Below are 22,959 nucleotides of genomic sequence, written 5' to 3'. Positions count from 1 at the left end.
ACGAACACTCGGTCATACACATGCTGCCACGAACCAGTTTGTGGCAGCCAGAAAAACGGTGAATACCCCTTTCTGCCCTGCAAGGCCAGAGACGATCCACCACCATATTGAAAAGCTGGATTACAGCTCAACCTGCCACAGGACGGCGGCCAATGACAGCCCGAACCGTATCCTGCCATGCTGTAAGGTCTTCCGGCGGGACAACCTCACCGGTATCCAGCTCCGCAAAACCGGCCCGCTGCATGAGGGCACTGGTGAAACGGACCCGGTCTTCCGGCTCCAGCGCCTGCCAGATGGCCACGGCCTTGGCCGGTACGAATCTGTCGGAAAAACTGATGATCAGCGGCGCACCGGGCCGCAGAACACGGAACAGCTCTTCGATGACCTGCTGCGGCTTTGTCAGATAGGCCAGCCCATCACAAAGGAGAGCTCCATCAAAACTCGCCTCATCAAACGGCAGGACAGGCGTGCTGTTGAGGTCCTGTTCCACAGCGCTGCTCAGGGCCTGATTGGCCTTGAGAGCCGCCTTGCTGACATCCAGCCCGATGAATTCCTGAAAGGTGGCATCCTCCGGCAGATGGCTCATGGCCCCGCACATCAGGTCCAGCGTCCGCCCCCCCACGGGCAGGGCGGTACGGTAAAGGGCAGTAATGGCCGTGCGGGCTCCCATATCCATCAGGGAATCCAGCTCCTGCCGGGCCCAGAAAGCCTCATCCGGCTCTGAAGATGCCTGTGTGAATGCTTTTTCGTGTAGGCCCTGCACGCCTTCCCCTTTTCGGCTTGTTCCTTGCTGTCGGCTCTTAATATAGGGCAGCTGGATTCCTGAACAATGCCTGCCCCGGCAGGAAAAACAGACCGGCAGCAGGAAGGCTTCATTTTACCCCGGCCATGCAACATTATAGAAAGAGGCGGTTTCATCACGTCTCAGAGGGGCATCATGGGCGTTTCCTTCACGAAAATGCATGGGTTGGGGAATGATTTTGTCATTCTGGATGGCAGAACGACACCACTATCCCCCTCCACCACACTCATCAGCCGCCTCTGCGACCGCCGCACGGGCATCGGCTGCGACCAGCTTGTGACACTTTCCGCCCCAACACGGGATGGTGCGGACGTGCGGGTCCGCTTCTTCAACCCGGACGGCTCAGAGGCCGGTGCCTGCGGCAATGCCTCCCGCTGCGTTGCGGCCCTGCTGGGCGGCAGCCCAACCCTTCAGACACAGAATGGCCTGCTCCCCACATCGCAGAAAAACGGGCTGATTTCCGTCCTCATGGGCACGCCCCACCTGGACTGGCAGACCATCCCTCTCGCCCGGGAATGCGACACGGCCCGTCTCCCCCTTCACGACGGAGCAGCCTGCTCCATGGGCAATCCCCATCTCACACTGTTCCGCTCCATTGAAGATGCCGCCGCTCTGGGACCAGTTCTGGAAACCGATCCCCTCTTCCCGGAACGGGCCAATATCGGCTTTGCGGAAATTCTCTCCCCCACCCACATCCGCCTGCGGGTCTGGGAGCGGGGTGCCGGGTTGACCCTTGCCTGCGGATCAGGCGCCTGCGCAGCGGTCGTCAATGCAGCACGGCGTGGCCTTGTGGAACGGACATGCCGTGTCACCATGGAATGTGGCTCCCTGACCATCACATGGCAGGATGATGGCTCCGTCCTGATGACCGGCCCGGCCCAGACCGTTTTCACCGGCACGCTGGATGAGAGCTGGCTGGAAAAAGGACAGACCACCACACCATGAGCGTCACCCTTCTCACCTTCGGCTGCCGCCTGAACGCCCATGAAAGCGATGCCATGGAGCATCTGGCCCGCCTGGGGCAGATGCGGGACGAAGAGACCATCATCGTCAATACCTGCACGGTGACGGCAGAGGCCGAGCGGCAGGCCCGCCAGACCATCCGCCGTGCACACCGGGAAAATCCGGCAGCCCGCATCATCGTGACAGGCTGCGCCTCCGAGCGGGCCGCAGATGCATGGGCTGCCCTGCCCGGTGTCAGCCGGGTGATTCCCAATACGGAAAAGACGCTCCCTGCCACATGGGGCCTGCCTGATGAGGCAGGGCAGGCTCCCCCACCATCCCGCTACATCCGGGCCCTTCTCCAGGTTCAGCAGGGCTGCGACAATGACTGCACATTCTGCGTCATTCCGGCGGGCCGGGGGCAGTCCACCTCCATGCCTCCCGGGGAGATCATCCCCAAGGCCCGGGCTCTTGCAGAAGCGGGACATTGTGAAATTGTCCTGACAGGCGTGGACATTGCCTCATGGCAGCAGAAGGATATGGGGCTGGGCCAGCTCTGCCGCCATCTGCTGGATGAAGTGCCGGAAATTGCCCGCCTGCGTCTCTCCTCCATCGACCCCATGCTTCTCACGCCAGATACAGGGGACAAGGCCCTCTGGGACCTGATCGCTGATGAGCCCCGCTTCATGCCGCATCTGCATCTTTCCCTTCAGGCGGGCTCCGACCTGATCCTGAAACGCATGAAACGCCGCCATAATACAGCTGACGTAGCCGGACTGATCGCACAGGTCCGCCATCTGCGGCCTGATACCGGCTTCGGAGCTGATGTGATTGCCGGCTTCCCCACCGAGACGGATGCCCTCTTTCAGGAAACGTACGATTTTCTGGCAGAGCAGGCCATTCCCTTCCTCCATGTCTTCCCTTACAGCGAACGCCCCGGAACCCCGGCAGCCCGTATGCCCGCCATGCCGAAAGCCACAAGGCAGGAACGGGCCGCCAGACTGCGGGCACTGGGCCAGACCATACGGGACCGTTTCCTGAACCGCTTTGTCGGGCAGGAAAAAACCGTCCTCATGGAAAGCCCGACAACCGGCCATACACCCGAATTTGCCGCCTTCACACTTCCGCAAGCGCAACCATCCCACCGGGGACGGCTGGAGCGCATCCGCATCACAGCTGTGCAGGATGGTATGCTCATGGCAGAAATCCCCTGAACAGGGCTTGACGGCTCCCCCCTTCTCACACCAATTCGACAGTCATGGCTGGATTTTTTTCTCGACTCAAACAGGGTCTGTCCCGTTCAAGCGCACGCCTCAATGCGGTGTTTGTCAAACGGCAACTTGATGATGAAACGCTGGAAGAGCTTGAAGACGAGCTGATCGCTGCCGATCTCGGTCCTGCCGTGGCCGGACGGATCATCGAACAGTTCCGTGAGAAGAGCTTCGGGGAGCACATCACCCCGGAGGAAATCCGCCAGACACTGGCCGCCGAGATTTCCCGGGTTCTGGAACCCGTAGCCCAGCCTTTCAAACTGGACGACAGCAAGAAACCGCATGTCGTTCTGGTGGTGGGCGTCAATGGTGTGGGCAAGACCACGACCATCGGCAAGATCGCCCATCAGTATCACCAGCAGGGCAGGTCCGTCATGATGGTGGCGGGCGATACCTTCCGGGCGGCAGCAGTCGAACAGCTCCAGATATGGGGGGAGCGCACAGGCTCCCCGGTAATCTCCGGCAAACCGGGCGGCGATGCCGCCGGACTGGCCTATGACGGACTGAAACGGGCCACGGAGGAAAAGGCCGATCTGCTCCTCGTGGACACGGCGGGCCGCCTGCATAACCGACAGGCCCTGATGGATGAACTGGCCAAGATCATCCGTGTGATGCAGAAATTTGACCCCTCTGCGCCCCATAGCGTCCTGCTGGTGCTGGATGCCACAACCGGGCAGAATGCCATTGAGCAGGTGCGGGTCTTCCGGGAGCTTGTGAATGTCAGTGGACTGGTCGTGACCAAGCTGGATGGTTCCGCCCGTGGTGGAATCGTGGTGGCTCTGGCCGAACAGTTCAAACTGCCTGTCCACCTTGTCGGCGTTGGCGAACAGGCCGAGGATTTACGGCCATTCTCTGCCGAAGATTATGCCCGTGGGCTGGTCGGCGACGCCAAAACGGCGTAACCTGTCCCCGTCACGATATGACCATCTGCCCAGAAGGAGGCATTTTCTCATGTTCAGAGCACTTTTGAGATTTGCGGTCGAAACAGTCATGACTGTCGTTGTCGGAAAGGTTTTGAAGAAACTGCTGGACAGGCTGTTTCCCGACAACAAGGCCTGAACGGCAGTCAGGCTCTCCTCAACAGGACATCAGACAGAAAAGGGAGTGCCCAGAAACTGGACACTCCTTTTTTTATCTCTTCCCGCCTGAAGAAAGCTGTCATTCGACCAAAATAAAAAGGCCAGCCTCTACAGGGCTGGCCTTCATCCAACATGACCTGACGACTGATCAGCCCTCGAAAGGATCCGTCACAAGGATGGTGTCCTCACGTTCCGGGCTGGTGGACAGCAGGGTGACCGGCGTGCCGATCAGCTCCTCAATGCGGCGGACATACTTGATGGCCTGCGCCGGCAGTTCTGCCCAGGAACGGGCACCACCGGTTGTCTCATTCCAGCCCGGCATGGTCTCCAGAATGGGCTTCACACGGGCCTGGGCCCCCGGTGCGGAGGGGAAACTGTCAATCTTCTGGCCGTCCAGCTCATAACCGACGCAGATGGACACTTCCTTCATGCCATCCAGAATGTCCAGCTTCGTCAGGGCCACGCCACTCACGCCACCAACACGCACGGCCCGGCGGACCATGGCCGCATCGAACCAGCCACAGCGGCGGGGACGGCCCGTTACGGTCCCGAACTCACGCCCACGTTCGGCCATGCCCTTTCCGACCTCATCAAACAGCTCGGAAGGGAAAGGCCCTTCACCAACACGGGTTGTGTAAGCCTTGGCAATGCCCAGCACGAACCCGACGGATTTCGGGCTCATGCCGCTGCCGGAAGCCGCAATGGCCGCCACCGTGTTGGAGCTTGTCACGAAAGGATAGGTCCCGTGGTCCACATCCAGCATGACAGCCTGTGCCCCCTCGAAGAGGATACGCTTGCCAGCCCGGTCCGCCTCGGCCAGACGGTCCCACGCACAGCAGGCATAGGGCAGGAGACGGGGCGTGATCTCCTTCAGGAAGTCCAGAATCTGCTGCTTGGTGAAGGTTTCCGCTCCCAGACCGGCCAGAAGCGTGTTGTGGTGGAGCAGCAGCTCGTCGATCTTCCAGTCCAGCGTTTCAGGCTCGGACAGATCGCAGATGCGGATGGCCCGGCGGGCCACCTTGTCCTCATAGGCCGGACCAATGCCACGGCCTGTCGTGCCGATCTTGTGGTTGCCACGGGCAACCTCACGGGCACGGTCCAGCGCACCATGCAGGGGCAGGATGAGAGGGGCCGTCTCGGCGATCCAGAGCGTTTCCGGCGTGACGGTCAGTCCCTGTTCCGTCACACGGTCGATCTCGCTCATCAGGGCCTTGGGGTCCACCACCACGCCATTGCCGATGACGCCAATCTTCCCGCCAACCAGACCGGAAGGAAGCAGGGAAAGCTTGTAGACCTGATCGTTCACGACCAGCGTATGGCCGGCATTGTGCCCGCCCTGAAAGCGGACAACGATATCGGCCCGGCTGGCCAGCCAGTCAACGATCTTGCCTTTACCCTCATCGCCCCACTGGGTTCCGATTACGGTAACATTGGCCATAAGAATGTCTTCCCTCAACGTCTCACGATGGCGGCCCCTGCCTGCACCTCAGCGTGCCAGTACGACGGGTTTTCCATCTTTCCAGATATGGCTGCACCGCAGATGATGCGCCTCCTGCTCCATCTCGCCTGATTCCCCAAGCGATGCGATCGTGGCATAGCCTGCCTCATGCAGGCTGGACAAGTCTTTCTGCGCCATTACGGGCGGAACGAGGCAGCGCTGCCGCCGCTTCGGCTTTTCCGCAACCCGCAAAAAGGCATGGGGGTTGAGGGTCAGCCCGCAGGCGGGCTCCTCTCCGGCCAGATAGCGGCCGCCACGTCCCAGCTCCTCACGGGAATGCATGGCAAAAACCGTCACGCAGACCCCCGTATGGTACCGCCAGCCCCGGAAATCCACCGGGTCCACTGTCAGGCGGGCATCCGGCAGACGGGCCAGAATCGCCGCCACATCAGCCTTCAGCCGTTCGACATGAGGTTTCAGCATGTCGGGGAAGTCCAGCATCGCCAGCTTTTCCAGAGCGATGGCGGCAGGGCCAACAGCCGCCATCATGCCCAGAAGAAGCTCCGCCCACGGGCCGCCACAGTCCCGCACGGCGGCTGCATCCCGCCTGTCCAGAGCATGAATGATGCTGTCCCGCTCGACGCCGGAGAAACTGTCCTCAATCAGGCTCCAGATCATGACAGGCATGGAAAGGTCGAAGGACACATTGGCAATACCCAGACGGGCCAGAGCCTCTGCTCCGAGGGCGATCACCTCGGCATCCGCCTCGGCCCTGTCCGGGCCAATCAGCTCAATCCCGGCCTGCGATATCTGCCGCTGTCCCTCACGACCGAGCGTGCCGATCACCACACAATCCCCCGCATAGGAGAGACGCAGCGGGCGGGGACTATCCTGCATCCGCACCGCAGCAATGCGGGCAATCTGGGTCGTCATGTCCGGCCGCAGGGCCATCATCCGGTGAGAGGACGGGTCCAGCAGACGGAAACTCTGCTCCGCCAGGGCTTCACCGGCCCCGCTCAGCAGGGAGCCCTCAAACTCCAGCAGAGGCGGACGGACACGCTCATACCCATGGCACGAAAACACGTCCATCACTTCAGCAAGGCCACGGGCCTCCGCCTCTGCCTCGGCAGGGAGAAGGTCCACGAACCCCATCGGCAGCAGGGCGGGACTGGATGTCTCGGGACCGTTGATCATGACGCAGCAAACTTCTCTTCAATACGGGCAAAAGCCCAGTCCAGCCAGGGCAGAAGGGCCTCAATATCCTCGGCTTCCACCGTGGCTCCGCCCCAGATGCGCAGACCGGCGGGCGCATCACGATAACCGGCCAGATCGTATCCGGCCTTTTCCTCCTCCAGCAGGCCCGTCATGGTCTTGATGACCTTGGACCGTGCCGCATCATCCAGTGCCTCGAACCACGGAGCGATGATCTTCAGGCAGATGGAAGTGCAGGAGCGTGTCTCTTTCTTCTCACTGAGGAAAGCTACCCAGTCACGAGCCGCTACCCAGCGTTCCACGACGGACAGATTCTTGCGGGAACGGGCCTTCAGGGCCTCCAGTCCACCAACGGACTCGGCCCAGCGCAGACCATCCAGCGCATCCTCCACGCAAAGCATGGACGGCGTGTTGATGGTGTCCCCCCGGAAGATGGCCTCATTCAGCCCTTTTTTATTGGTCAGGCGGAAAATCTTGGGCAGCGGCCTCTGGCTGCCTTCTTCCAGCCGCCGGACCGCCTTCGGGCTAAGGGCCACCATGCCATGAGCTGCCTCACCACCCAGGGCCTTCTGCCAGGACCATGTGACGACATCCAGCCGGTCCCACGGCAGGTCCATCGCAAAGGCCGCCGAGGTGGCATCACAGATCACGAGGCCATCATGCTGCGCCGGAACGCTCTCCACGGAGGGGATGCAGACACCTGATGTCGTGCCATTCCATGTCAGCACCACATCACGGGACCAGTCGATCTGCGCCATGTCAGGCAGCTCGCCATAGGGAGCCTCCAGAACACGCAGGTCTTCCAGCTTCAGGATGTCCTTCAGGTCCTGCGCCCACGTGCCAGAAAAGCTCTCAAAGGACAGGACATCCATGCCACGCTGGCCTGCCAGTGCCCAGAGAATCATCTCCACGGCTCCCGTGTCGGAGGCCGGCACGATGCCGACCTGCCAGTCCTCCGGTATGCCCAGCAGGGCCGCCGACCGGGTGATGACCTCATGGAGCCGTGCCCGTCCCTCTGCCGCACGATGGGACCGCCCGAGGAAGGCCCCCTTCAGGGCCTCTGGTGTCCAGCCCGGACGTTTGACACATGGGCCGGATGAAAAATAGGGCCGCTGAGGACGGTGCGAAGGCTTGGCTGCGGTCATGATTGGCAGGTCATCCATGATTCAGAAGGCGCAAGAAACCATACGTCCCCACCACAGGCAGGCGACAGCGGCCCCTCACGGCAAACGGTTACTTTTTTCCTAGGTGTCACAGGCACCAGAAGGGGTCAAGCCAGCTCATCCAGGCCAGGCCGCCACATCACTCTACTGTCATGACCTGTAAAAATGGTGCGAAAGAGGGGACTCGAACCCCTATGCCTTGCGGCGGTCGATTTTGAGCCGACTGCGTCTACCAGTTCCGCCACTCTCGCCCATGATCTGCCTGCGCCCCACGGGGCGCAGAAAACGTCCTGCTTATAAGATATCCCGGCACAAAGGGCCAGAGAGCGGCCCGAAAAAAAATCGGATAGGCTGCCCGACCCTTCAGGTGATGTCCTGCCCACTCATCAACAGGATGTTACGCATGGCCGCACCGGAAGCCCCCTTGCCAAGATTGTCCAGAGACGCTGTCAGAAGGGCCTGCCCGCTATGGCCACTCACACGCAGCTCCATGTCATCCCGGCCCGCCATGGCTTCAGCCACCAGCTTCGGCTCGGACTCCACAACACGGATGGTTTTCGCATCCCTGTAGAACTCTCTGAGAACAGCCGTGACGTCCTCGATCATCGGTACACCGGGGAGAGATACCAGATGCAGCGGAATGGACACGATCATTCCCTGCGGGAAATGCCCGACAGACGGCACGAACAGCGGGTTGCGGGTCAGGCCGCCATACTGCGTCATTTCCGGCAGGTGCTTGTGCTGAAGGTTCAGGCCGTAGAGGAAGAAAGCCGGACCACCCGCCTCCTCCTGCTGCTCGATCATCGTGCGGCCACCACCGCTATAACCGGACACCGCATTGATGGAGACATGGGCATCCACCGGCAGCAGCCCCGCCTGAACCAGCGGGCGAAGCAGGGCAATGGCCCCTGTAGCATAACAGCCGGGATTGCTGACAAACCGGGCCTTCCTGATCCGTTCCGGCTGGGTGGCATCCAGCTCCGGCAGGCCATAGACCCAGTCTGGATGCACACGATGGGCCGTGCTGGCATCCAGAAACCGTGTCCCGGTATCCTGGCCAAGGGCCACGGCCTCACGGGCGGCATCGTCCGGCAGACACAACACGGTGATATCAGCCTGCGCCATGAGGGCACGACGGGCCTGCGGATCCTTCCGCTGGGCAGGATCGATGCTCAGCAGCTTCAGGTCATGACGATCCGCCACGGCCTCGACACGGCGGCGAATCCCCAGGCCCGTCGTGCCTGCCTCACCATCAATGAATATGTGCGTCGTCATCGTCCCGGCTTCCCTGTTGCCTGCCCCTGACCGGGGCGGTGCCATTCACCACTGGAACAGCATCCGCCTCTTTTCATACAGAAGCATGATGTGCCCGTCCCGCTCGAACTGGTCAAGCAGACTCATGCCGATGCTACCCAGCACGATGCGGGAAGGCCGGTTATCCTCACGGGCGACGGCAACGACACGCTCCACCCCCGCATCCAGAACAAAGGTGAGGGCCGTACCAGCGGCCTCACGGGCGATGCCACGCCCGGCAGCCCACGGGAACAGGGCAAAACGCAGGCCGATTCCCCGGCCATCGGGGCGTTCATGCACGCCCGTCATGCCGACAAAACGCCCCTCCTCAAAAATGGAAAAGATGCCGATGCCCCGCTCGGCCCAGAAAGCCACATCCTCGGCCATCTCGGCTTCCGCCCGGACACGGGTCCGCACACCACCCAGCATGGCCCCGAACGCCCCGACATCCGCTTTCAGCCGTGCCATGTCCTCCATGTCCGGCCAGTTGACCGGGCGGAGGATCAGGCGGGCTGTCCGCAGCTCATTGCCTAGCACAACATGCCGCCCGGACGGCGATCAGCGGGCGATGGGGCGGTAACGGATGCGGCTCGGCTCCGTGGAATCAGGCCCCAGACGGCGGCGTTTGTCTTCCTCGTACTGCTGGAAGTTGCCTTCGAACCACTCCACGTGGCTGTCCCCCTCAAAAGCGAGGATATGCGTGGCCAGACGGTCGAGGAACCAGCGGTCATGGCTGATGACCACGGCGCAGCCTGCGAAGGATTCCAGAGCATCCTCCAGCGCACGGAGCGTATCGACATCCAGATCGTTGGTCGGTTCGTCGAGCAGCAGGACGTTGTTGTCCTCCTTGAGCATCTTGGCCAGATGGACACGGTTGCGCTCACCACCGGAGAGGACGCCCAGACGCTTCTGCTGGTCCGGCCCCTTGAAGTTGAAAGCCCCGACATAGGCACGGGACGGCACGGCCCGCTTGCCCAGATGGATGACGTCCGTTCCGCCGGAGATTTCTTCCCAGACGGTCTTGCTGTCGTCCAGATCATTACGGGACTGGTCAACATAGCCCAGCTTGACCGTATCGCCGATCTTCAGGGAGCCTGAATCAGGCTGTTCCTGCCCGGTAATCATCTTGAAGAGTGTGGACTTGCCAGCACCATTCGGCCCGATGACCCCCACGATGCCACCCGGCGGCAGCTTGAAATTGAGATTGTCGATCAGCTGGCGGTCACCAAAGCCCTTGCAGAGATTCTCGGCCTCGATGACCGTCTGCCCCAGACGGGGACCGGGCGTGATGACGATGTCCGCCGTGCCTCCAGCAGCTTCCTGCCCGGCAGCCAGCATTTCCTCATAACGGGTGATACGGGCCTTGCTCTTGGCCTGGCGGGCCTTGGGCGAGCTGGCGATCCACTGCTGTTCCGCTGCGAGGGCACGCTGGCGGGAGCTTTCCTCTTTCTCTTCCTGAGCCAGCCGCTTGCGCTTCTGCTCCAGCCAGGACGAGTAATTGCCCTCGAACGGATAGCCACGGCCACGCTCGATCTCGAGAATCCAGTTGGTGACGTTGTCGAGGAAGTAACGGTCATGGGTAATGACCATCACGGTGCCCTTGTACTCACGCAGGGTCTTTTCGAGCCATGCCACGCTCTCGGCGTCCAGATGGTTGGTCGGCTCATCAAGCAGCAGGATGTCGGGCTTCTCCAGCAGCAGGCGGCACAGGGCCACACGGCGCTTCTCACCACCGGAGAGCTTGTCCACCGGGCTGTCCGCCGGAGGGCAGCGCAGCGCATCCAGAGCGATCTCCAGATGACGGTCCAGCTCCCAGCCATCCTCGGCATCAATCTTTTCCTGAAGCTCGGCCTGCTCGGCGAGAAGGTCGTTCATCTCCTCATCGGACATGGGCTCGGCAAACTTCATGGAGATTTCATTGAAACGCTCCACGGCCTTCTTCAGCGCACCGAAGCCCTGTGCAGCGTTCTCGCCCACGGTCAGGTTCGGGTCCAGCTGCGGCTCCTGCTCCAGATAGCCGATGCGGACACCTTCGGCAGCCCAGGCCTCACCGCCGAATTCTTTCTCGATTCCAGCCATGATCTTCAGCAGGGTGGACTTACCTGCGCCGTTCACCCCGAGGATACCGATCTTCACCCCCGGCAGGAAGGAGAGCGTGATCCCCTTGAACACCTCACGGCCGCCCGGATAGGACTTTGTGACGTCCTTCATGACATAGACATACTGATAGGCGGCCATGGAACGGTCTCCTCTAGAACACACGAACGAAAAGGCAGGAAGCAGGACTGTGCCCCCTCTCGCCCGGGGCGTTTCCCAACAAATACAGGCGGCTCCACATGCATGGAGGCGTCACCTGCGCCCGGCAGGACTCGAACCCGCAACCTAGCCGTTATGAGCGGCCAGCTCTAACCAATTGAGCTACAGGCGCACAGACATTTCGCCACATCGCTCATACGCAGTTTTTTTTCAAGCCCCTGCGGGGCAAAAACACGCCTGACAGGGCAAATAATGCGCTTTCTTTTTCCCGACTTCACCGCAGCAGAGAGGCCGCAGGCAATACACATATACAACACCGGGCATATTCATTAATAATGCGCCCATCACATCACCCACAGACACGGATGGAGCAGACGATGGACGTTACCAAGATTTCCCCCGGCAAGGATGTGCCGCATGACATCAACGTCGTGATCGAGATTCCACAGGGGTCCCAGGTCAAGTACGAAGTGGACAAGGACAGCGGCGCCATCTTCGTGGACCGTTTCCTCTTCACGCCGATGGCCTATCCGGCAGCCTATGGCTTCATCCCCAACACGCTGGCCGCTGATGGTGACCCGGTGGATGCGCTGGTCCTGACCCCGGCTGATGTCCTCCCCGGCAGTGTCATCCGCTCCCGCCCAATCGGCGTGCTGAAGATGGAAGATGAAAGCGGACAGGACGAAAAACTGATCTGCGTACCGCATGACAAGATTCATCCGCAGTTCAGCAAGATCGACTCTCTCGACCAGCTGCCGGAAATCACGCTGAAGGCCATCGCCCACTTCTTCGAGCGTTACAAGGACCTCGAGCCCAACAAATGGGTGAAGGTTTCCGGCTGGGGCGACAAGGCCGAGGCTGGCAAGGTCATCGAAGCCGCCATTGCTGCGGCAAAGAAGTAATCTTTACTGCTGCTGGAAAGTCGGGCAGTCCCTTCGGGGACTGTCCGTTTTTTATGTCCATTCAGCAGGACCGGGAAAAACGGCAGACACAAAAAAACCACCTCACCCGATCCGGCAAAGTGGTTCTTCCGTCTTTCTGGAGCGGGCGAAGGGATTCGAACCCTCGACCCCAACCTTGGCAAGGTTGTGCTCTACCCCTGAGCTACGCCCGCATCACATTGTCACCAGCAGCTCTCCAGACCCTGAAATCTGGAGCGGGCGAAGGGATTCGAACCCTCGACCCCAACCTTGGCAAGGTTGTGCTCTACCCCTGAGCTACGCCCGCATGCTGTCGGTGGGAGGCTTATGCCTCAAAGAAGCTCCCGACGCAATCCCCCCCAACACATTTTTATTTTCCTTTTTTGAAGGTTCTGCCCCCCTTGCCTCCATGCCCTGTGGAAACAATTTTAACTGGAGCGATTGTGACAGACTCCCCCGCCAGCTGACAGAGGTTGCCGACCATGACAGAAGCCCTTTTCCCATCCAGCAGCCCCTCCCGAACCATGGAGGTGGACCAGTCAAACTTCATGGAACAGGTTGTCGAGGCCAGCAGGAACACGCCGGTTCTTGTGGAGTTCTGGGCGGCCTCATCCGCTTCCTGCAAAAAGCTCTCCCCCGTGCTGGAAAAACTCGTCCAGACCACGGAAGGCCGGGTGAAGCTGGTACGGCTGGATGTAACCGCCAACCGGCCACTGGTCAGCCAGCTGGTGCAGATGGGCCTGCCCATACAGTCCATCCCGGTAGTGGTTGCCTTCTGGCAGGGGCAGGTACGGGACCTCCTGCAAGGTGTACAGCCGGAAAGCGGTATCCGGGCCTTCATTGAACAGCTCCTGAAGGACAGCGGACAGGCCATGCCCGTTGCCGAACAGCTGAAAATGGCTGACTCCGCCCTCAAAGAAGGTGAGCTGGCTGAGGCCACCAACCTCTACGCCGCCGTGCTGGAAAGTGAACCGGAGCATCCGGCAGGGTGGGGTGGGCTGATCCGCTGCATGATCGCCATGGATGACCCGGAAGGCGCAGAAGAAGCAGCCTCCCAGATTCCCGAATCCATTGGCGGGGAGCCCCTGATCACCAGCGCCCTGAGCAGCCTGAAACTCTATCAGGAAGGCCGGGACAGCGCCGGAAGGATCGATGAAATCCGCCAGAAACTGGAGCAGTCCCCTGACGATGCTGCCCTTCAGACAGAGCTGGCCAAAGCACTGAATGGCACGGGCCAGCGGGAGGAAGCGGCCCAGCGCCTGCTGGACATCATCGCCCGGGACAGGGAAGGAGCCGGACAGGCTGCCAGGGCCGAACTTCTGAAATTTTTTGAAGCCTGGGGCATGGCAGACCCCGCCACCCTGGCGGCACGGCGCAAACTGTCCTCCCTGTTATTCTCATGACCGGATGATCCGGCACAGACACGACCATATGCAGGGAAATGGTCCATCCATGATGCAGTCCCTGCCTGCCCCGCTGGAGGAGACGCCCCATGCCTGATGCCCACCACCCTGCCCATGACACACCCTGCGGCTCCAGACGCCGGATCCCCGTCCTGACAGACATGACACTGGCGGACCTGCCCCCCCGAATCGGCCTGCTGCCCCTGGGCAGCACGATTCTTCTGCCGCAGGGGCAGCTTCCCCTGACCATCTTTGAACCCCGCTACCTGACCCTTCTGGAAGACTGCCTCGCCCAGCATCGGCTCATCGGCATCATCCAGCCCTCCGAAACGGCCCGTTACGGCGACATGGCCCCTCCACTGGAGCATGTCGGCACCATAGGGCGGGTAACCTCCTTCATGGAGCAGGAAAGCGGGCAGTTCTTCATCACCCTTACAGGGGTCTGCCGCTTCCGCCTGCTACAGGACAGGCTGACTGACAGGGGCTGGCGGGAAGGGCGCATCAATGCCATGCCTTTCTCCCACGACCTGCTGGAGAACCCTTCCCTGAATCTCGACCGTGAAGATCTTTCCATCGTCCTGAAAAACTATGGCGAGCGCCATGCCATGGCCATCAACTGGGAAAATCTGAAGAAACTGGACGACAACACCCTGCTGACGATGCTGCCCATGCTGCTCCCCTTCTCCGCCGGGGTGAAACAGAAACTGCTGGAATGCCCGGACACGACGGAACGGGCCAGCCACCTTCTGGACGAACTGTCCCGCTAGGCGATGAGCATGCCATCATGTAAGGCTGGTTCCCTGTCTCAGGGTGCTTTCAGGTACCCTTCGCCCCCAACCGCATGGACTGAAAAATCATCATGACCCACACCTCTCCATCCCCAGAACTGCTGGCCCGCCTCGTCTGCCCCGTCACGAAAGGCCCCGTACATTACGACCCGGCCAGCAACAGCATCATCAGTCCCCGGGCCGGACTGGCCTTTCCCGTACGGGATGGCATCCCCGTCATGCTGCCGGAACAGGCCACGAAACTGGAGGACTGATTCCTACCCGTCCCTGACGGATCGCCAATCTATTTCTGCCTAGGTGCAGGAGCCCCGTAAGACGCCTCGGTATGGGTCTGTGCAGGGAAATGCGGCAGATCATCACCACCAGCGCTGCCACCTTCAGCCGTATGAACAGTCCGACCGGAAATTTCATCTGGCGTGGGCTGTATGGCCTGCACCATGGGCACCATCCCGCCTGAATAAGGCGGCATGGGATGATGAAGCTCCCGGAACGGTTTTCTGGGATAGGCCTCCGTCATGTCCGCTTTGGGCAGGTGCCGGACAGGGGCATCTTCTTCTTCCGTCGCACAGCCTGCCATCAGGGTACAGCCCAGCAGACAGGGCCACAGGACCCGGCATACCGGACGGACAGACAGGACAGGGGGAAAAGGCAGCCTCATGACCTTCACCCTATAGCACTTCTGCCCAATTGACGAAGACCCACAGGCGTGAAAAGAACAGGCATGTTCAAAGGTACCCTTTCCACCCCTGCACGGCGGCTGCGCGCCTGGCATGACGCCCTGTTTGTGGACCATGCCATCTTCCGGCTGGTCTGGACAAATCTGGCCCCTGTCGTGCCGGGACGTGTCTGGCGCAGCAACCATCCCACACCGGGCCGACTGCACCGCTGGCGCAGGACATTGGGGCTTGTCATGGTCATCAACCTGCGGGGACACCGGCACTGTGGTGCCGATGCCCTGGGGCGGGAGGCCTGCCAGAGACTGGACCTCCCCTATCTCGACATGGCCTTCGAGAGCCGCAATGCCCCCCACAAGGACCGTATTCTCCGCTTCCATGAGCTCTATGAAACAGCCCGGTTCCCCCTGCTGCTACATTGCAAGTCCGGAGCGGACAGGGCCGGGCTTGCCAGCGGACTGGTGATCCTCTTTGAAGGTGGAACGGCCGAAAATGCCCTGAAGCATCTGCACTGGCGCTTCCTGCATTTCCGTCGGTCCCGCACGGGAATTCTGGATGCCTTTTTCCAGCTCTACCAGAAAACGGCAGAAGGTCGTCTGCCTTTCATCGACTGGGTGAAACAGGAATATGACGAAGAAGCGCTACGGAACGCCTACAGGGCCGGGCGCTTCAGCGCCTTTCTCAACGATGCCATCCTGCGGCGAGAGTAGCCCTCTCCGCTTCCACCCCCCTCATCTGGACCGTCTGGCCACATCCCGGATGAAATTCATGAGCTGCTGACGGATCTTCTCCTCCCGGATACTGTAATAGGCCTGTGCCAGTTCCATTGTTTCCGGCAACATGAGCAGCTCTATACCGCTCCCATTTTTCTCCTGGGGGGCCTCAGCCATTTTCTCCCCGCCCCCATCATCCTTCTGGAAGGGAGCCTGTTCTTCCTGAAGATTCCCCGGTCCTGCTGCGGGACTGGCGAAACCATCCAGCTCGTCAAAAAAGAAACCTACCGGCACTTCAAGAACCTGGGCCAGCTCATACAGACGACCCGCCCCGACGCGGTTTGCCCCACGCTCATATTTCTGAACCTGCTGAAAAGTGATACCAAGTGCCTTGGCCAGTTTTTCCTGTGAAAATTTCCGCAGCCCCCGAAGAAGCCGGATACGTTTGCCAACATGTGCATCGACAAACGACGCTAGTTCTGTCATCAATCACGAACCTCAATAAAAATCAGGTCAAAAGGTTTCTACTCTTCATCGATAGTGGTTAACAATAAATTATATTTTCAATTTTTTCAGGCTACACCGATCTGCCCTTTTCATCAAACCACCGCCCGACGAGAGCGGCCCCCACAAACAGCAGAGACATCAGCGCCGGTATCCAGCGCCCCAGCAAAGCAAAAAATGTTTTTGCTTCCGGTCCCGGAAGAGGGCGTACAAGCACCTGTTCCCTGCCCCATTCCGTTCGCCCAACTTCCCTGCCACGGGCATCATAAATGGCAGACACACCACGGTTATTGACAAAAACAACCGGCAACCCTTCTTCCACGGCACGCAGCCGCCCTGTTGCCAGATGCTGCCTCGGCCCGGCACTGTTGCCATACCAGGCATCGTTGGAGATCGTCAGCAGCCAGTCTGGCCGCTGCCCCGGTGCCACAACACCACCAGAAAACACGATCTCATAACAGACCATGGGACCGACACGACCAACCTGTGGCAGGTTCCAGGTCATCAACCCCGGGCCCGGCACCACCTCGGCCGGCAGCAGGTGGAAGGGCAGTATCCAGGGGTCATACTCTCCAAACGGAACCAGACGGCTTTTGTCATAAATGGCCTCTATGTGTCCATCCGGGGCCAGAGCCATCAGACTATTGTACCAGCGATCCACACCGGCGGCACGCCTGTCCGACCCAAGCAATACCGGTGCCCCGGAGGCAGCGGCGGCAATGGCCTGCCTTGCCCAGCCTTCCTCCTCCAGAAGACCGGGGAAAGCAGATTCCGGCCAGACGACAACAGCCGGGCGTCCCGGCACCAGGCGCTGCGCATCTCTCACGCCCTGCGCTGTCAGCTCCAGATAAGACCGGAACTGTGAAACCGCATCATCCCGCCCCAGCACCTCATCTTCTGTCACGTTGCCCTGCACAACCACGACAGCCGGATTGACATGCCCCGGCAGAACGGCCTCATGCCCAGCACGCCATGCCCCCCAGCCACACCAGAGACCTGCACAGGCGACCACGGCCAGCAGCCCCCGCCGTCCCTGCCATACGGCCAGTGAAGCCAGCACCAGCAGAAGCGTCAGCCCATCCACACCGATCAGGGACGCTGGCTGAATGAGCCAATCCCCCAGCCATCCTGGGACTTCTAGCGCACTGCCCAGAGGATTCCAGGGGAAACCGGAAAAATAGAAAACCCGGGCCATGTCGGCCAACGTCCAGCTCCCGGCGAACATCGCCACACGTGGCCAGCCCGGCGGTACGGAGCGACAGAGCAGGGCCGGAACCATCACGAGAGGTGCAATGAGCAGCGCAACACCAGGCGCTGCAAAAGGCACCACCCACCAGAACTCATGCACCCGGGTCAGGATTGCATTGGTCAGCCAGTAAAGACCCGCCGTATGATACCCCATCCCGAAAAGGAATCCCCACAGGGCAGCCTGACGGTGCCCCGGTGCGGCACAGACAGCCTTGTAGAACAGCCCCAATGCCAAAGGCAGAATCGGAAAAAAACAGAGCGGTGGCAGAGCCAACGCTGCCACCGCCCCCAGAACCAACATGAAGACGGCGCCGCGCCACCCTCCCTGCTGTGGAAGGGAGCACAATGCCTTCACCACCATGGAAATCCCTTGTTAATCCAGCGCGTCCTTCAGACGACGCTCATAATGACGGTAATATTTGTCAGCCAGCAGCTCACTCTTGACGAGCACGGCCACATCCGTGGTGTTGAACTGTTCATCCACCACGGCACCATCACCAACATACCCACCAAGACGCAGATACCCCTTGATGAGGGGTGGCAGCTTGCTGAGGCAGGTGCGGCGGTCCAGCGTGGCAGGGTCTGTCCGGCACATGCTGACATAGCGCTCTGGCAGGGCCCGAACCCGCAGGGCGGGCGGCGCCAGATGGTTGTGATACAGCCATGTCAGCTCATCACTCATCATATCCGGTGATGTCCCATGCAGGCTGGCACAGCCAAACAGCACGTCAATCCTGTGCAGGAAGATATAGGAGGCTATGCCCCGCCAGAGCAGCTGCATGGCCGCACGACCACGGTAATCCCGTGCCACACAGGACCGCCCGACCTCCAGAAGGCGACCGGGGAAATCTGTCAGACAGGAAATGTCATACTCATCCGCCGTATAGAAACGGCCACCTTCCCCCAGCGAATCGGAACGCAGCAGACGATACGTCCCCACCACGCTGTCTGCACCACCACCACGGGCATGGTCCACCACAAGAAGGTGATCTGCAATCTCGTCGAAGCGGTCAGAATCCAGACGGGTCCGCAGGGCCTCCTCACTGGGATGAGCCCCCATCTCGTCAAAGAACACACGATAACGCAGGGCCTGTGCCGCACGGATCTCTTCTTCCGTCGTGGCAAGCCTGACACCCAAGCTGCCGCCACGCAGTTCCTGAAAACCGCCTTCACGGTTCAGGGCAAGAGTCGCCAGGGTATCCATCTGCCGCTGCGTTTTCTCGCTGCTGATGAATCCCCCCGCCTCCGGCTGCTCTGCATTACAGGAAGGGATGCATGCATCCCCAATGGTATCTGACGGCCTCTTCCCGGTCATACGAAATCAGTCACTCCTTATGCCCGGCCTGTTGGACTGGACCTGTTCCCATCCTCGGGAGCGGCATCTTTCTTCTTTTCGGGTGCCGTACGCCGTCCGAAAAGCTCCGCCCGGTGAGACATGAGATCAAACCCCAGTTCCGCAGCAATCTTCGCCAGCAGGCCGACCAGTTCATCATTCTCGAATTCGATGACGTTACCACTATCAATATCAATCAAATGATAATGATGCCCATTTTCACTGGCTTCGTAGCGGGCACGGCCCCCGCCAAAATCCCGGCGTTCCAGAATTCCTTTTTCTTCCAGCAGGCGGACTGTCCGATAAACGGTAGCAACGGAAATGCGGCTGTCCAGTTCCGAAGCACGGCGGTACAGCTCCTCCACATCCGGATGATCCTCCGCCTCCGAAAGGACACGGGCAATCACCCGCCGCTGTCCGGTCATCTTCAGACCATGCTTGACGCAGAGACGTGCAATGGGCGAATCACCCACAGTATCCCCGGACGCAGCACCCTCGCGCCCCATTTTTTTTGTGCTCATCACCATACTGATGATCTATCCGATTATGATACGGTTTGTCCAATCCACATCATAATACGAAACGCACCTCCTCCATCATGCAGACTCAACCGGGTCTGTCCTGAGAAACAGGACAGACCATCCTGATTACCCCTCGCTCCCTTCACGGCGGCGGCCAAGACCGATGCGCCGTGCAAGGGAAGAACGATGATTGGCATAGTTGGGAGCAACCATCGGATATTCCGGCGGCAGCCCCCAACGCTCACGATATTCCTGCGGTGTCATGTTGTAGGCTGTCTTGAGGTGACGGCGCAGCAACTTCAGCTTTTTACCGTCTTCCAGGCAAATGATATAATCGGGGAAGACCGACTTGCGGGGCGGTACGGCCGGTACCGGTTTTTCGGGCTCTGCCTCCACGGCAACACCGGCCCCTGCAAGGGCACCGTGCACCGAACGGACAAGATCCGGCAGAGTTTCGGCAGCAACATCATGACTGCTCACATACGCCGTGACGATCTGTGCTGTCAGCTGACGCAGGGCCTGTGTTTCTGTCTCAGACGACGACATAAAAAACCTATCTCCCAAGAAATTTAGTTCGACCTATAACGGATTGTAGAAAAAGACAACAAGAAAAACCGTTTCTGTAATAGTAAACACTTGTTGATAAGATAAGAAAATCCACAACATAGACAGAAATTCTTACAAAATCACGACATTACATAAGAGAACTTCTCCCTTCCGCCTGCGCTCAAATAACACCATTTATCACAGGGAAATACAGGCGCCCTACAAAGATCATGCTGTTTTATAAGGAATATTCATCATGAATGACATGACAAGTCTTATAGAAGGCTGTTACCTGGAGCAGACAAGGAAAGACGTTACAAGAACATAACAGCTGCAAGATCATATACATGATGACCTGCCATTACAGGCATACCACACAGCCTGACCGCCCCTTGTTCAACAGCTATTCCAGCATTACACGGCCCATACGTCGTGCCATGCAAAAGAAGACAGGGTATGACCTGTCAGGGCGACCACCTCAAAAGACGGGCATCCTCACCATCGTCGTAATAACGACGCCGCACCGCTATCTGCTGAAAGCCGCACCGCCCATACAAGGCAAAAGCGGCTTCATTACTGAGCCGCACTTCCAGAAACAGGGTGGCTGCCTCCTGTCGGGCCCGATTGATGAGATGGGAGAGCAACCGATGCGCCAGACCCTGCCGCTGCCATTGTGGATGCACCCCCAGAGACAGGACCTCACCTTCATCCAGCACATGACGACTGATGATGAAACCCACAGGAACATCACTCACGCAAGCCAGCCAGGCCTCCACACCCGGCAGGGCCAGAATCTGCCCGCAGGCTGTCTCATCCCAAGGGTCACGTCCCGAAAAGGCCGCATGATGCAGGGCCGACACGACACGGGCTGCCTCTGGCCCCACAGCCACCAGCTCAGGCCCCTGCACGTCCGACCGGACCTCCCTCTGGCCATCATGATCCGCCCTGTCCGGACAGCCCGTGCCAGACATCACTGCGGTGCCGGTCTCAGACCACCTGCCGGGGGTTTTGCCTCCGGGGGGTCCACATAAAGGGGTTCAAGCGGGTAGGCCTCGACCGTCCCATCATCCAGACTCTGGCAGGCGGCCCTGAAAATGCCTTCCGCCGTCGGAGCGGCATGAGGCAGGCGGACCACGTTACTCCCCAGAACACCACAGCCTGTCTGGCCACTCAGCTCCGGCAAGGCATCATCCCCATGGACGGCATCACCTGCCACGACCGGCCAGCTCCCCGGCTGAATCTCGCCTACCGGCAGGGCACAGGCCTCCCGCCCCGGCGCATCCACAAAAACCCGCCCCCGACGGGCAAGGCACAGGATAGTGGCCTCATCATGCTTCATGGTCGCCCGCAGTGCATCACCCAGCCGAACACCTACGCCCCGACAGGACCATCCCCGGACCAACCCGGCAGCAAGGGAAAGAGACGCTCTCAACCCCGTAAAAGAGCCCGGGCCAACCACAGCCACCACCATCTCCGGTGGTTCTTTCCAACCGGCCCGGGCCAACATGGCCTGCACGGCCGGAGCAAAACGTTCCGAAGCACCACGCCCGGACAGCACCTGTTCATCCACCACCTGGCCATGTTCCAGCAGGGCGATCAGATTGCTCTGCCCCCGTCCGGCTCCCGCCCCGTTCATGACGAGACACCGCCCCGGCATCACAGCCACAGGCAGACTTCCTCATAAGGCAGGCGGGGCGCCCGGGGAGAAGATGCTTCCCCCCCGGGATAACCCAGTGCCACGAGGAAATTGGCCCGCCAGCCCTGCTTGCGGAAACATTCCTCCTCCACCATCACGGCATCAAAGCCGGACATGGGCCGCACAGCCAGCCCCAGCGCACGGGCTGCCATGATAAGATAGGCCCCCTGAAGGGTACCGTTGCGAAACGCCGTCTCGTCACTCAGCCCGACATCAGCCGCATACCAGTCCCGCAGGCCGGGCATGGGGTTGAGAGTCTCGAATTTCTCGAAAAACAGGGGATCATACCCGACAACAACCAGCACCGGCGCCGTCATGGCCATCTCCGCATTGCCCAGAGACAGGGCAGGCCGGATTTTCTGCCGGGCCTCTTCCGTCTTCAGGAAAGCGAAGCGGGCCGGTGAGCAGTTGCCCGATGTTGGCCCCATCCTGAGCAGATCGTAAAGACGATGCAGGACATCATCACCCACTGGCCGGTCAGAAAAACAGTCTGCCGTGCGGCAGCGTGTAAAAAGCTCCTCGGCCAGAACAGGGCTGGAGACCTCTCCTTCTGCCGGCTGCCCCTCCGGGGCTGGTGATGATGTCATCAGCTTTTACTCCTCTACAGGTTCAACCGCCGTCACCTCCGGGATGTAGTGACGGAGCATGTTCTCCACGCCGTGCCGCAATGTAGCCTTGGAAGACGGACAGCCAGAGCAGGCGCCCTGCATGCTCAGATAGACGACACCTTCCCGATAACCACGGAAGACTATGTCCCCCCCATCGCTGGCCACGGCCGGACGGACCCGTGTATCCAGAAGCTCCTTCACCCGGGCCACGATCTCGCTATCCTCGGGAAAGATGTCAGCCTCCGGGGCAGCGATGTCTTCTGCAAGGGCTGGCTTCCCGCTTTTGAAGAAATCTGTCAGGGCCACCAGCACCTGCGGACGCAGTGCATCCCAGTCGGCTCCATCATCCTTCGTGACAGAAACAAAATCACTTCCCAGGAAGACACGCTTCACCTCGGCCATGCCAAAAAGAACATCTGCCAGAGCAGAACGCCCCGCCACGACCCCGGCCTCTGCAAAATCGACAGGGGACCGGTCGCCCGTCACGTCACGACCCGGCAAAAATTTCAGTGTCGCCGGGTTGGGAGTATCTTCAGTTTCAATCATCAT

At 60.3% G+C, this 22,959-nt stretch carries 25 protein-coding genes and 4 tRNA genes; 8 read left to right on the top strand and 21 right to left on the bottom strand.

Annotation, left to right across the window (positions count from 1 at the left end; genetic code table 11):
- Positions 1–127: 127 nt before the first annotated feature.
- Complete coding sequence (locus tag DTJ15_RS08425; RefSeq protein WP_227449724.1) at positions 128–763, bottom strand: class I SAM-dependent methyltransferase; 636 nt, start codon at positions 761–763, stop codon at positions 128–130.
- Positions 764–937: 174 nt separating this feature from the next.
- Between DTJ15_RS08425 and dapF the strand changes: the two genes are divergently transcribed.
- From dapF to ftsY, 3 genes are read left to right on the top strand one after another with little or no spacing between them, the layout of a single operon-like run.
- On the top strand, positions 938–1,747 hold the full coding sequence (dapF, locus tag DTJ15_RS08420; protein WP_043559290.1) for a diaminopimelate epimerase: 810 nt from the start codon (positions 938–940) through the stop codon (positions 1,745–1,747).
- Positions 1,744–2,958, top strand: coding sequence for a MiaB/RimO family radical SAM methylthiotransferase (locus DTJ15_RS08415; RefSeq protein WP_248461090.1), 1,215 nt, complete (start codon positions 1,744–1,746; stop codon positions 2,956–2,958). Before dapF ends, DTJ15_RS08415 begins: the two co-directional genes overlap by 4 nt.
- Before the next feature lie 44 nt (positions 2,959–3,002).
- Positions 3,003–3,917, top strand: coding sequence for a signal recognition particle-docking protein FtsY (gene ftsY, locus DTJ15_RS08410; RefSeq protein WP_081562896.1), 915 nt, complete (start codon positions 3,003–3,005; stop codon positions 3,915–3,917).
- 325 nt (positions 3,918–4,242) lie between these two features.
- On the opposite strand, the gene DTJ15_RS08405 is transcribed toward ftsY, so the two are convergent.
- The 8 genes from DTJ15_RS08405 to DTJ15_RS08370 all read right to left on the bottom strand — a co-directional run bounded on the left by DTJ15_RS08405 (position 4,243) and on the right by DTJ15_RS08370 (position 11,628).
- Complete coding sequence (locus tag DTJ15_RS08405) at positions 4,243–5,532, bottom strand: adenylosuccinate synthase (protein WP_043558873.1); 1,290 nt, start codon at positions 5,530–5,532, stop codon at positions 4,243–4,245.
- 48 nt (positions 5,533–5,580) lie between these two features.
- Positions 5,581–6,726, bottom strand: a complete 1,146-nt coding sequence (locus DTJ15_RS08400; protein ID WP_043558877.1) for an ATP phosphoribosyltransferase regulatory subunit — start codon at positions 6,724–6,726, stop codon at positions 5,581–5,583.
- Complete coding sequence (locus tag DTJ15_RS08395; protein WP_043559294.1) at positions 6,723–7,889, bottom strand: phosphoserine transaminase; 1,167 nt, start codon at positions 7,887–7,889, stop codon at positions 6,723–6,725. The genes DTJ15_RS08400 and DTJ15_RS08395 overlap by 4 nt, the downstream gene beginning before the upstream one ends.
- Positions 7,890–8,073: 184 nt before the next feature.
- A tRNA-Leu gene (locus tag DTJ15_RS08390) sits at positions 8,074–8,158 on the bottom strand.
- Between the two features lie 112 nt (positions 8,159–8,270).
- The gene (argC, locus tag DTJ15_RS08385; RefSeq protein ID WP_081563428.1) at positions 8,271–9,182 is read right to left on the bottom strand and encodes an N-acetyl-gamma-glutamyl-phosphate reductase; all 912 of its coding nucleotides are present in this window, start codon (positions 9,180–9,182) and stop codon (positions 8,271–8,273) included.
- Between the two features lie 45 nt (positions 9,183–9,227).
- The gene (locus tag DTJ15_RS08380; RefSeq protein WP_043558880.1) at positions 9,228–9,737 is read right to left on the bottom strand and encodes a GNAT family N-acetyltransferase; all 510 of its coding nucleotides are present in this window, start codon (positions 9,735–9,737) and stop codon (positions 9,228–9,230) included.
- 21 nt (positions 9,738–9,758) lie between these two features.
- Positions 9,759–11,438: an energy-dependent translational throttle protein EttA gene (gene ettA / locus DTJ15_RS08375; protein WP_043558883.1), complete on the bottom strand. Its 1,680-nt coding sequence runs from the start codon at positions 11,436–11,438 to the stop codon at positions 9,759–9,761.
- 116 nt (positions 11,439–11,554) lie between these two features.
- Positions 11,555–11,628, bottom strand: a tRNA-Ile gene (locus tag DTJ15_RS08370).
- A gap of 205 nt (positions 11,629–11,833) precedes the next feature.
- On the opposite strand from DTJ15_RS08370, the gene ppa reads away from it, so the two are divergent.
- Positions 11,834–12,358 carry an inorganic diphosphatase gene (gene ppa, locus DTJ15_RS08365; RefSeq protein ID WP_043559301.1) on the top strand — a complete coding sequence of 175 codons (525 nt, stop codon included), beginning with the start codon at positions 11,834–11,836 and terminating at the stop codon, positions 12,356–12,358.
- Positions 12,359–12,495: 137 nt separating this feature from the next.
- Here the strand turns inward: ppa and DTJ15_RS08360 are convergent.
- A tRNA-Gly gene (locus DTJ15_RS08360) sits at positions 12,496–12,570 on the bottom strand.
- Positions 12,571–12,608: 38 nt separating this feature from the next.
- A tRNA-Gly gene (locus DTJ15_RS08355) sits at positions 12,609–12,683 on the bottom strand.
- A 175-nt stretch (positions 12,684–12,858) separates the two neighbouring features.
- On the opposite strand from DTJ15_RS08355, the gene DTJ15_RS08350 reads away from it, so the two are divergent.
- The 3 genes from DTJ15_RS08350 (at position 12,859) to DTJ15_RS08340 (ending at position 14,821) form a co-directional block, all read left to right on the top strand.
- On the top strand, positions 12,859–13,779 hold the full coding sequence (locus tag DTJ15_RS08350; protein WP_103765619.1) for a tetratricopeptide repeat protein: 921 nt from the start codon (positions 12,859–12,861) through the stop codon (positions 13,777–13,779).
- Positions 13,780–13,868: 89 nt separating this feature from the next.
- Complete coding sequence (locus DTJ15_RS08345) at positions 13,869–14,546, top strand: LON peptidase substrate-binding domain-containing protein (protein WP_043558892.1); 678 nt, start codon at positions 13,869–13,871, stop codon at positions 14,544–14,546.
- A gap of 92 nt (positions 14,547–14,638) precedes the next feature.
- On the top strand, positions 14,639–14,821 hold the full coding sequence (locus tag DTJ15_RS08340; protein WP_043558894.1) for a Trm112 family protein: 183 nt from the start codon (positions 14,639–14,641) through the stop codon (positions 14,819–14,821).
- Positions 14,822–14,850: 29 nt separating this feature from the next.
- Here the strand turns inward: DTJ15_RS08340 and DTJ15_RS08335 are convergent, their stop codons facing one another.
- On the bottom strand, positions 14,851–15,225 hold the full coding sequence (locus DTJ15_RS08335) for a hypothetical protein (RefSeq protein WP_081562899.1): 375 nt from the start codon (positions 15,223–15,225) through the stop codon (positions 14,851–14,853).
- A gap of 63 nt (positions 15,226–15,288) precedes the next feature.
- Between DTJ15_RS08335 and DTJ15_RS08330 the strand changes: the two genes are divergently transcribed.
- Positions 15,289–15,951 carry a protein tyrosine phosphatase gene (locus DTJ15_RS08330; RefSeq protein ID WP_249109824.1) on the top strand — a complete coding sequence of 221 codons (663 nt, stop codon included), beginning with the start codon at positions 15,289–15,291 and terminating at the stop codon, positions 15,949–15,951.
- Between the two features lie 21 nt (positions 15,952–15,972).
- On the opposite strand, the gene DTJ15_RS08325 is transcribed toward DTJ15_RS08330, so the two are convergent.
- The 9 genes from DTJ15_RS08325 to DTJ15_RS08285 form a co-directional block, all read right to left on the bottom strand.
- Positions 15,973–16,440: a helix-turn-helix domain-containing protein gene (locus tag DTJ15_RS08325; RefSeq protein ID WP_043558903.1), complete on the bottom strand. Its 468-nt coding sequence runs from the start codon at positions 16,438–16,440 to the stop codon at positions 15,973–15,975.
- Positions 16,441–16,531: 91 nt separating this feature from the next.
- Positions 16,532–18,067 (bottom strand): apolipoprotein N-acyltransferase, encoded by a 1,536-nt coding sequence (gene lnt / locus DTJ15_RS08320; RefSeq protein ID WP_249109823.1) that lies wholly within the window; start codon positions 18,065–18,067, stop codon positions 16,532–16,534.
- Between the two features lie 12 nt (positions 18,068–18,079).
- Positions 18,080–18,910, bottom strand: a complete 831-nt coding sequence (locus tag DTJ15_RS08315; protein ID WP_193599755.1) for a GNAT family N-acetyltransferase — start codon at positions 18,908–18,910, stop codon at positions 18,080–18,082.
- A gap of 128 nt (positions 18,911–19,038) precedes the next feature.
- Positions 19,039–19,566 carry a Fur family transcriptional regulator gene (locus DTJ15_RS08310; protein WP_043558908.1) on the bottom strand — a complete coding sequence of 176 codons (528 nt, stop codon included), beginning with the start codon at positions 19,564–19,566 and terminating at the stop codon, positions 19,039–19,041.
- Between the two features lie 120 nt (positions 19,567–19,686).
- Complete coding sequence (locus tag DTJ15_RS08305; protein WP_043558914.1) at positions 19,687–20,106, bottom strand: MucR family transcriptional regulator; 420 nt, start codon at positions 20,104–20,106, stop codon at positions 19,687–19,689.
- Positions 20,107–20,570: 464 nt separating this feature from the next.
- Positions 20,571–21,077, bottom strand: coding sequence for a ribosomal protein S18-alanine N-acetyltransferase (rimI, locus tag DTJ15_RS08300; protein WP_249109822.1), 507 nt, complete (start codon positions 21,075–21,077; stop codon positions 20,571–20,573).
- Complete coding sequence (gene tsaB, locus DTJ15_RS08295; protein WP_249079905.1) at positions 21,077–21,763, bottom strand: tRNA (adenosine(37)-N6)-threonylcarbamoyltransferase complex dimerization subunit type 1 TsaB; 687 nt, start codon at positions 21,761–21,763, stop codon at positions 21,077–21,079. Before tsaB ends, rimI begins: the two co-directional genes overlap by 1 nt.
- A complete protein-coding gene (locus tag DTJ15_RS08290) occupies positions 21,763–22,389 on the bottom strand; it encodes a malonic semialdehyde reductase (RefSeq protein ID WP_081562902.1) in 627 nt (208 codons plus the stop codon). Before DTJ15_RS08290 ends, tsaB begins: the two co-directional genes overlap by 1 nt.
- 6 nt (positions 22,390–22,395) lie before the next feature.
- Positions 22,396–22,959, bottom strand: a complete 564-nt coding sequence (locus tag DTJ15_RS08285; RefSeq protein ID WP_043559316.1) for a NifU family protein — start codon at positions 22,957–22,959, stop codon at positions 22,396–22,398.

The organism is Parasaccharibacter sp. TMW 2.1891, from assembly GCF_023337675.1.
Lineage (GTDB): Bacteria > Pseudomonadota > Alphaproteobacteria > Acetobacterales > Acetobacteraceae > Bombella > Bombella apis.
This window is presented reverse-complemented; position numbering and strand designations above follow the sequence as displayed.

What these genes read in the sequence shown, in the direction of transcription:
- dapF (WP_043559290.1), top strand. Translation starts at nt 938, where the DNA reads ATGGGCGTTTCCTTCACGAAAATGCATGGGTTGGGGAATGATTTTGTC.
- ftsY (WP_081562896.1), top strand. Translation starts at nt 3,003, where the DNA reads ATGGCTGGATTTTTTTCTCGACTCAAACAGGGTCTGTCCCGTTCAAGC.
- rimI (WP_249109822.1), bottom strand. Translation starts at nt 21,077, where the DNA reads ATGTCTGGCACGGGCTGTCCGGACAGGGCGGATCATGATGGCCAGAGG.
- DTJ15_RS08305 (WP_043558914.1), bottom strand. Translation starts at nt 20,106, where the DNA reads ATGTCGTCGTCTGAGACAGAAACACAGGCCCTGCGTCAGCTGACAGCA.
- lnt (WP_249109823.1), bottom strand. Translation starts at nt 18,067, where the DNA reads ATGGTGGTGAAGGCATTGTGCTCCCTTCCACAGCAGGGAGGGTGGCGC.
- DTJ15_RS08340 (WP_043558894.1), top strand. Translation starts at nt 14,639, where the DNA reads ATGACCCACACCTCTCCATCCCCAGAACTGCTGGCCCGCCTCGTCTGC.
- DTJ15_RS08400 (WP_043558877.1), bottom strand. Translation starts at nt 6,726, where the DNA reads ATGATCAACGGTCCCGAGACATCCAGTCCCGCCCTGCTGCCGATGGGG.
- DTJ15_RS08345 (WP_043558892.1), top strand. Translation starts at nt 13,869, where the DNA reads ATGCCTGATGCCCACCACCCTGCCCATGACACACCCTGCGGCTCCAGA.
- tsaB (WP_249079905.1), bottom strand. Translation starts at nt 21,763, where the DNA reads ATGCCGGGGCGGTGTCTCGTCATGAACGGGGCGGGAGCCGGACGGGGG.
- argC (WP_081563428.1), bottom strand. Translation starts at nt 9,182, where the DNA reads ATGACGACGCACATATTCATTGATGGTGAGGCAGGCACGACGGGCCTG.
- ppa (WP_043559301.1), top strand. Translation starts at nt 11,834, where the DNA reads ATGGACGTTACCAAGATTTCCCCCGGCAAGGATGTGCCGCATGACATC.
- DTJ15_RS08315 (WP_193599755.1), bottom strand. Translation starts at nt 18,910, where the DNA reads ATGGATACCCTGGCGACTCTTGCCCTGAACCGTGAAGGCGGTTTTCAG.
- DTJ15_RS08405 (WP_043558873.1), bottom strand. Translation starts at nt 5,532, where the DNA reads ATGGCCAATGTTACCGTAATCGGAACCCAGTGGGGCGATGAGGGTAAA.
- DTJ15_RS08310 (WP_043558908.1), bottom strand. Translation starts at nt 19,566, where the DNA reads ATGGTGATGAGCACAAAAAAAATGGGGCGCGAGGGTGCTGCGTCCGGG.
- DTJ15_RS08415 (WP_248461090.1), top strand. Translation starts at nt 1,744, where the DNA reads ATGAGCGTCACCCTTCTCACCTTCGGCTGCCGCCTGAACGCCCATGAA.
- DTJ15_RS08325 (WP_043558903.1), bottom strand. Translation starts at nt 16,440, where the DNA reads ATGACAGAACTAGCGTCGTTTGTCGATGCACATGTTGGCAAACGTATC.
- DTJ15_RS08285 (WP_043559316.1), bottom strand. Translation starts at nt 22,959, where the DNA reads ATGATGATTGAAACTGAAGATACTCCCAACCCGGCGACACTGAAATTT.
- DTJ15_RS08330 (WP_249109824.1), top strand. Translation starts at nt 15,289, where the DNA reads ATGTTCAAAGGTACCCTTTCCACCCCTGCACGGCGGCTGCGCGCCTGG.
- DTJ15_RS08395 (WP_043559294.1), bottom strand. Translation starts at nt 7,889, where the DNA reads ATGACCGCAGCCAAGCCTTCGCACCGTCCTCAGCGGCCCTATTTTTCA.
- DTJ15_RS08290 (WP_081562902.1), bottom strand. Translation starts at nt 22,389, where the DNA reads ATGACATCATCACCAGCCCCGGAGGGGCAGCCGGCAGAAGGAGAGGTC.
- DTJ15_RS08350 (WP_103765619.1), top strand. Translation starts at nt 12,859, where the DNA reads ATGACAGAAGCCCTTTTCCCATCCAGCAGCCCCTCCCGAACCATGGAG.
- DTJ15_RS08335 (WP_081562899.1), bottom strand. Translation starts at nt 15,225, where the DNA reads ATGAGGCTGCCTTTTCCCCCTGTCCTGTCTGTCCGTCCGGTATGCCGG.
- ettA (WP_043558883.1), bottom strand. Translation starts at nt 11,438, where the DNA reads ATGGCCGCCTATCAGTATGTCTATGTCATGAAGGACGTCACAAAGTCC.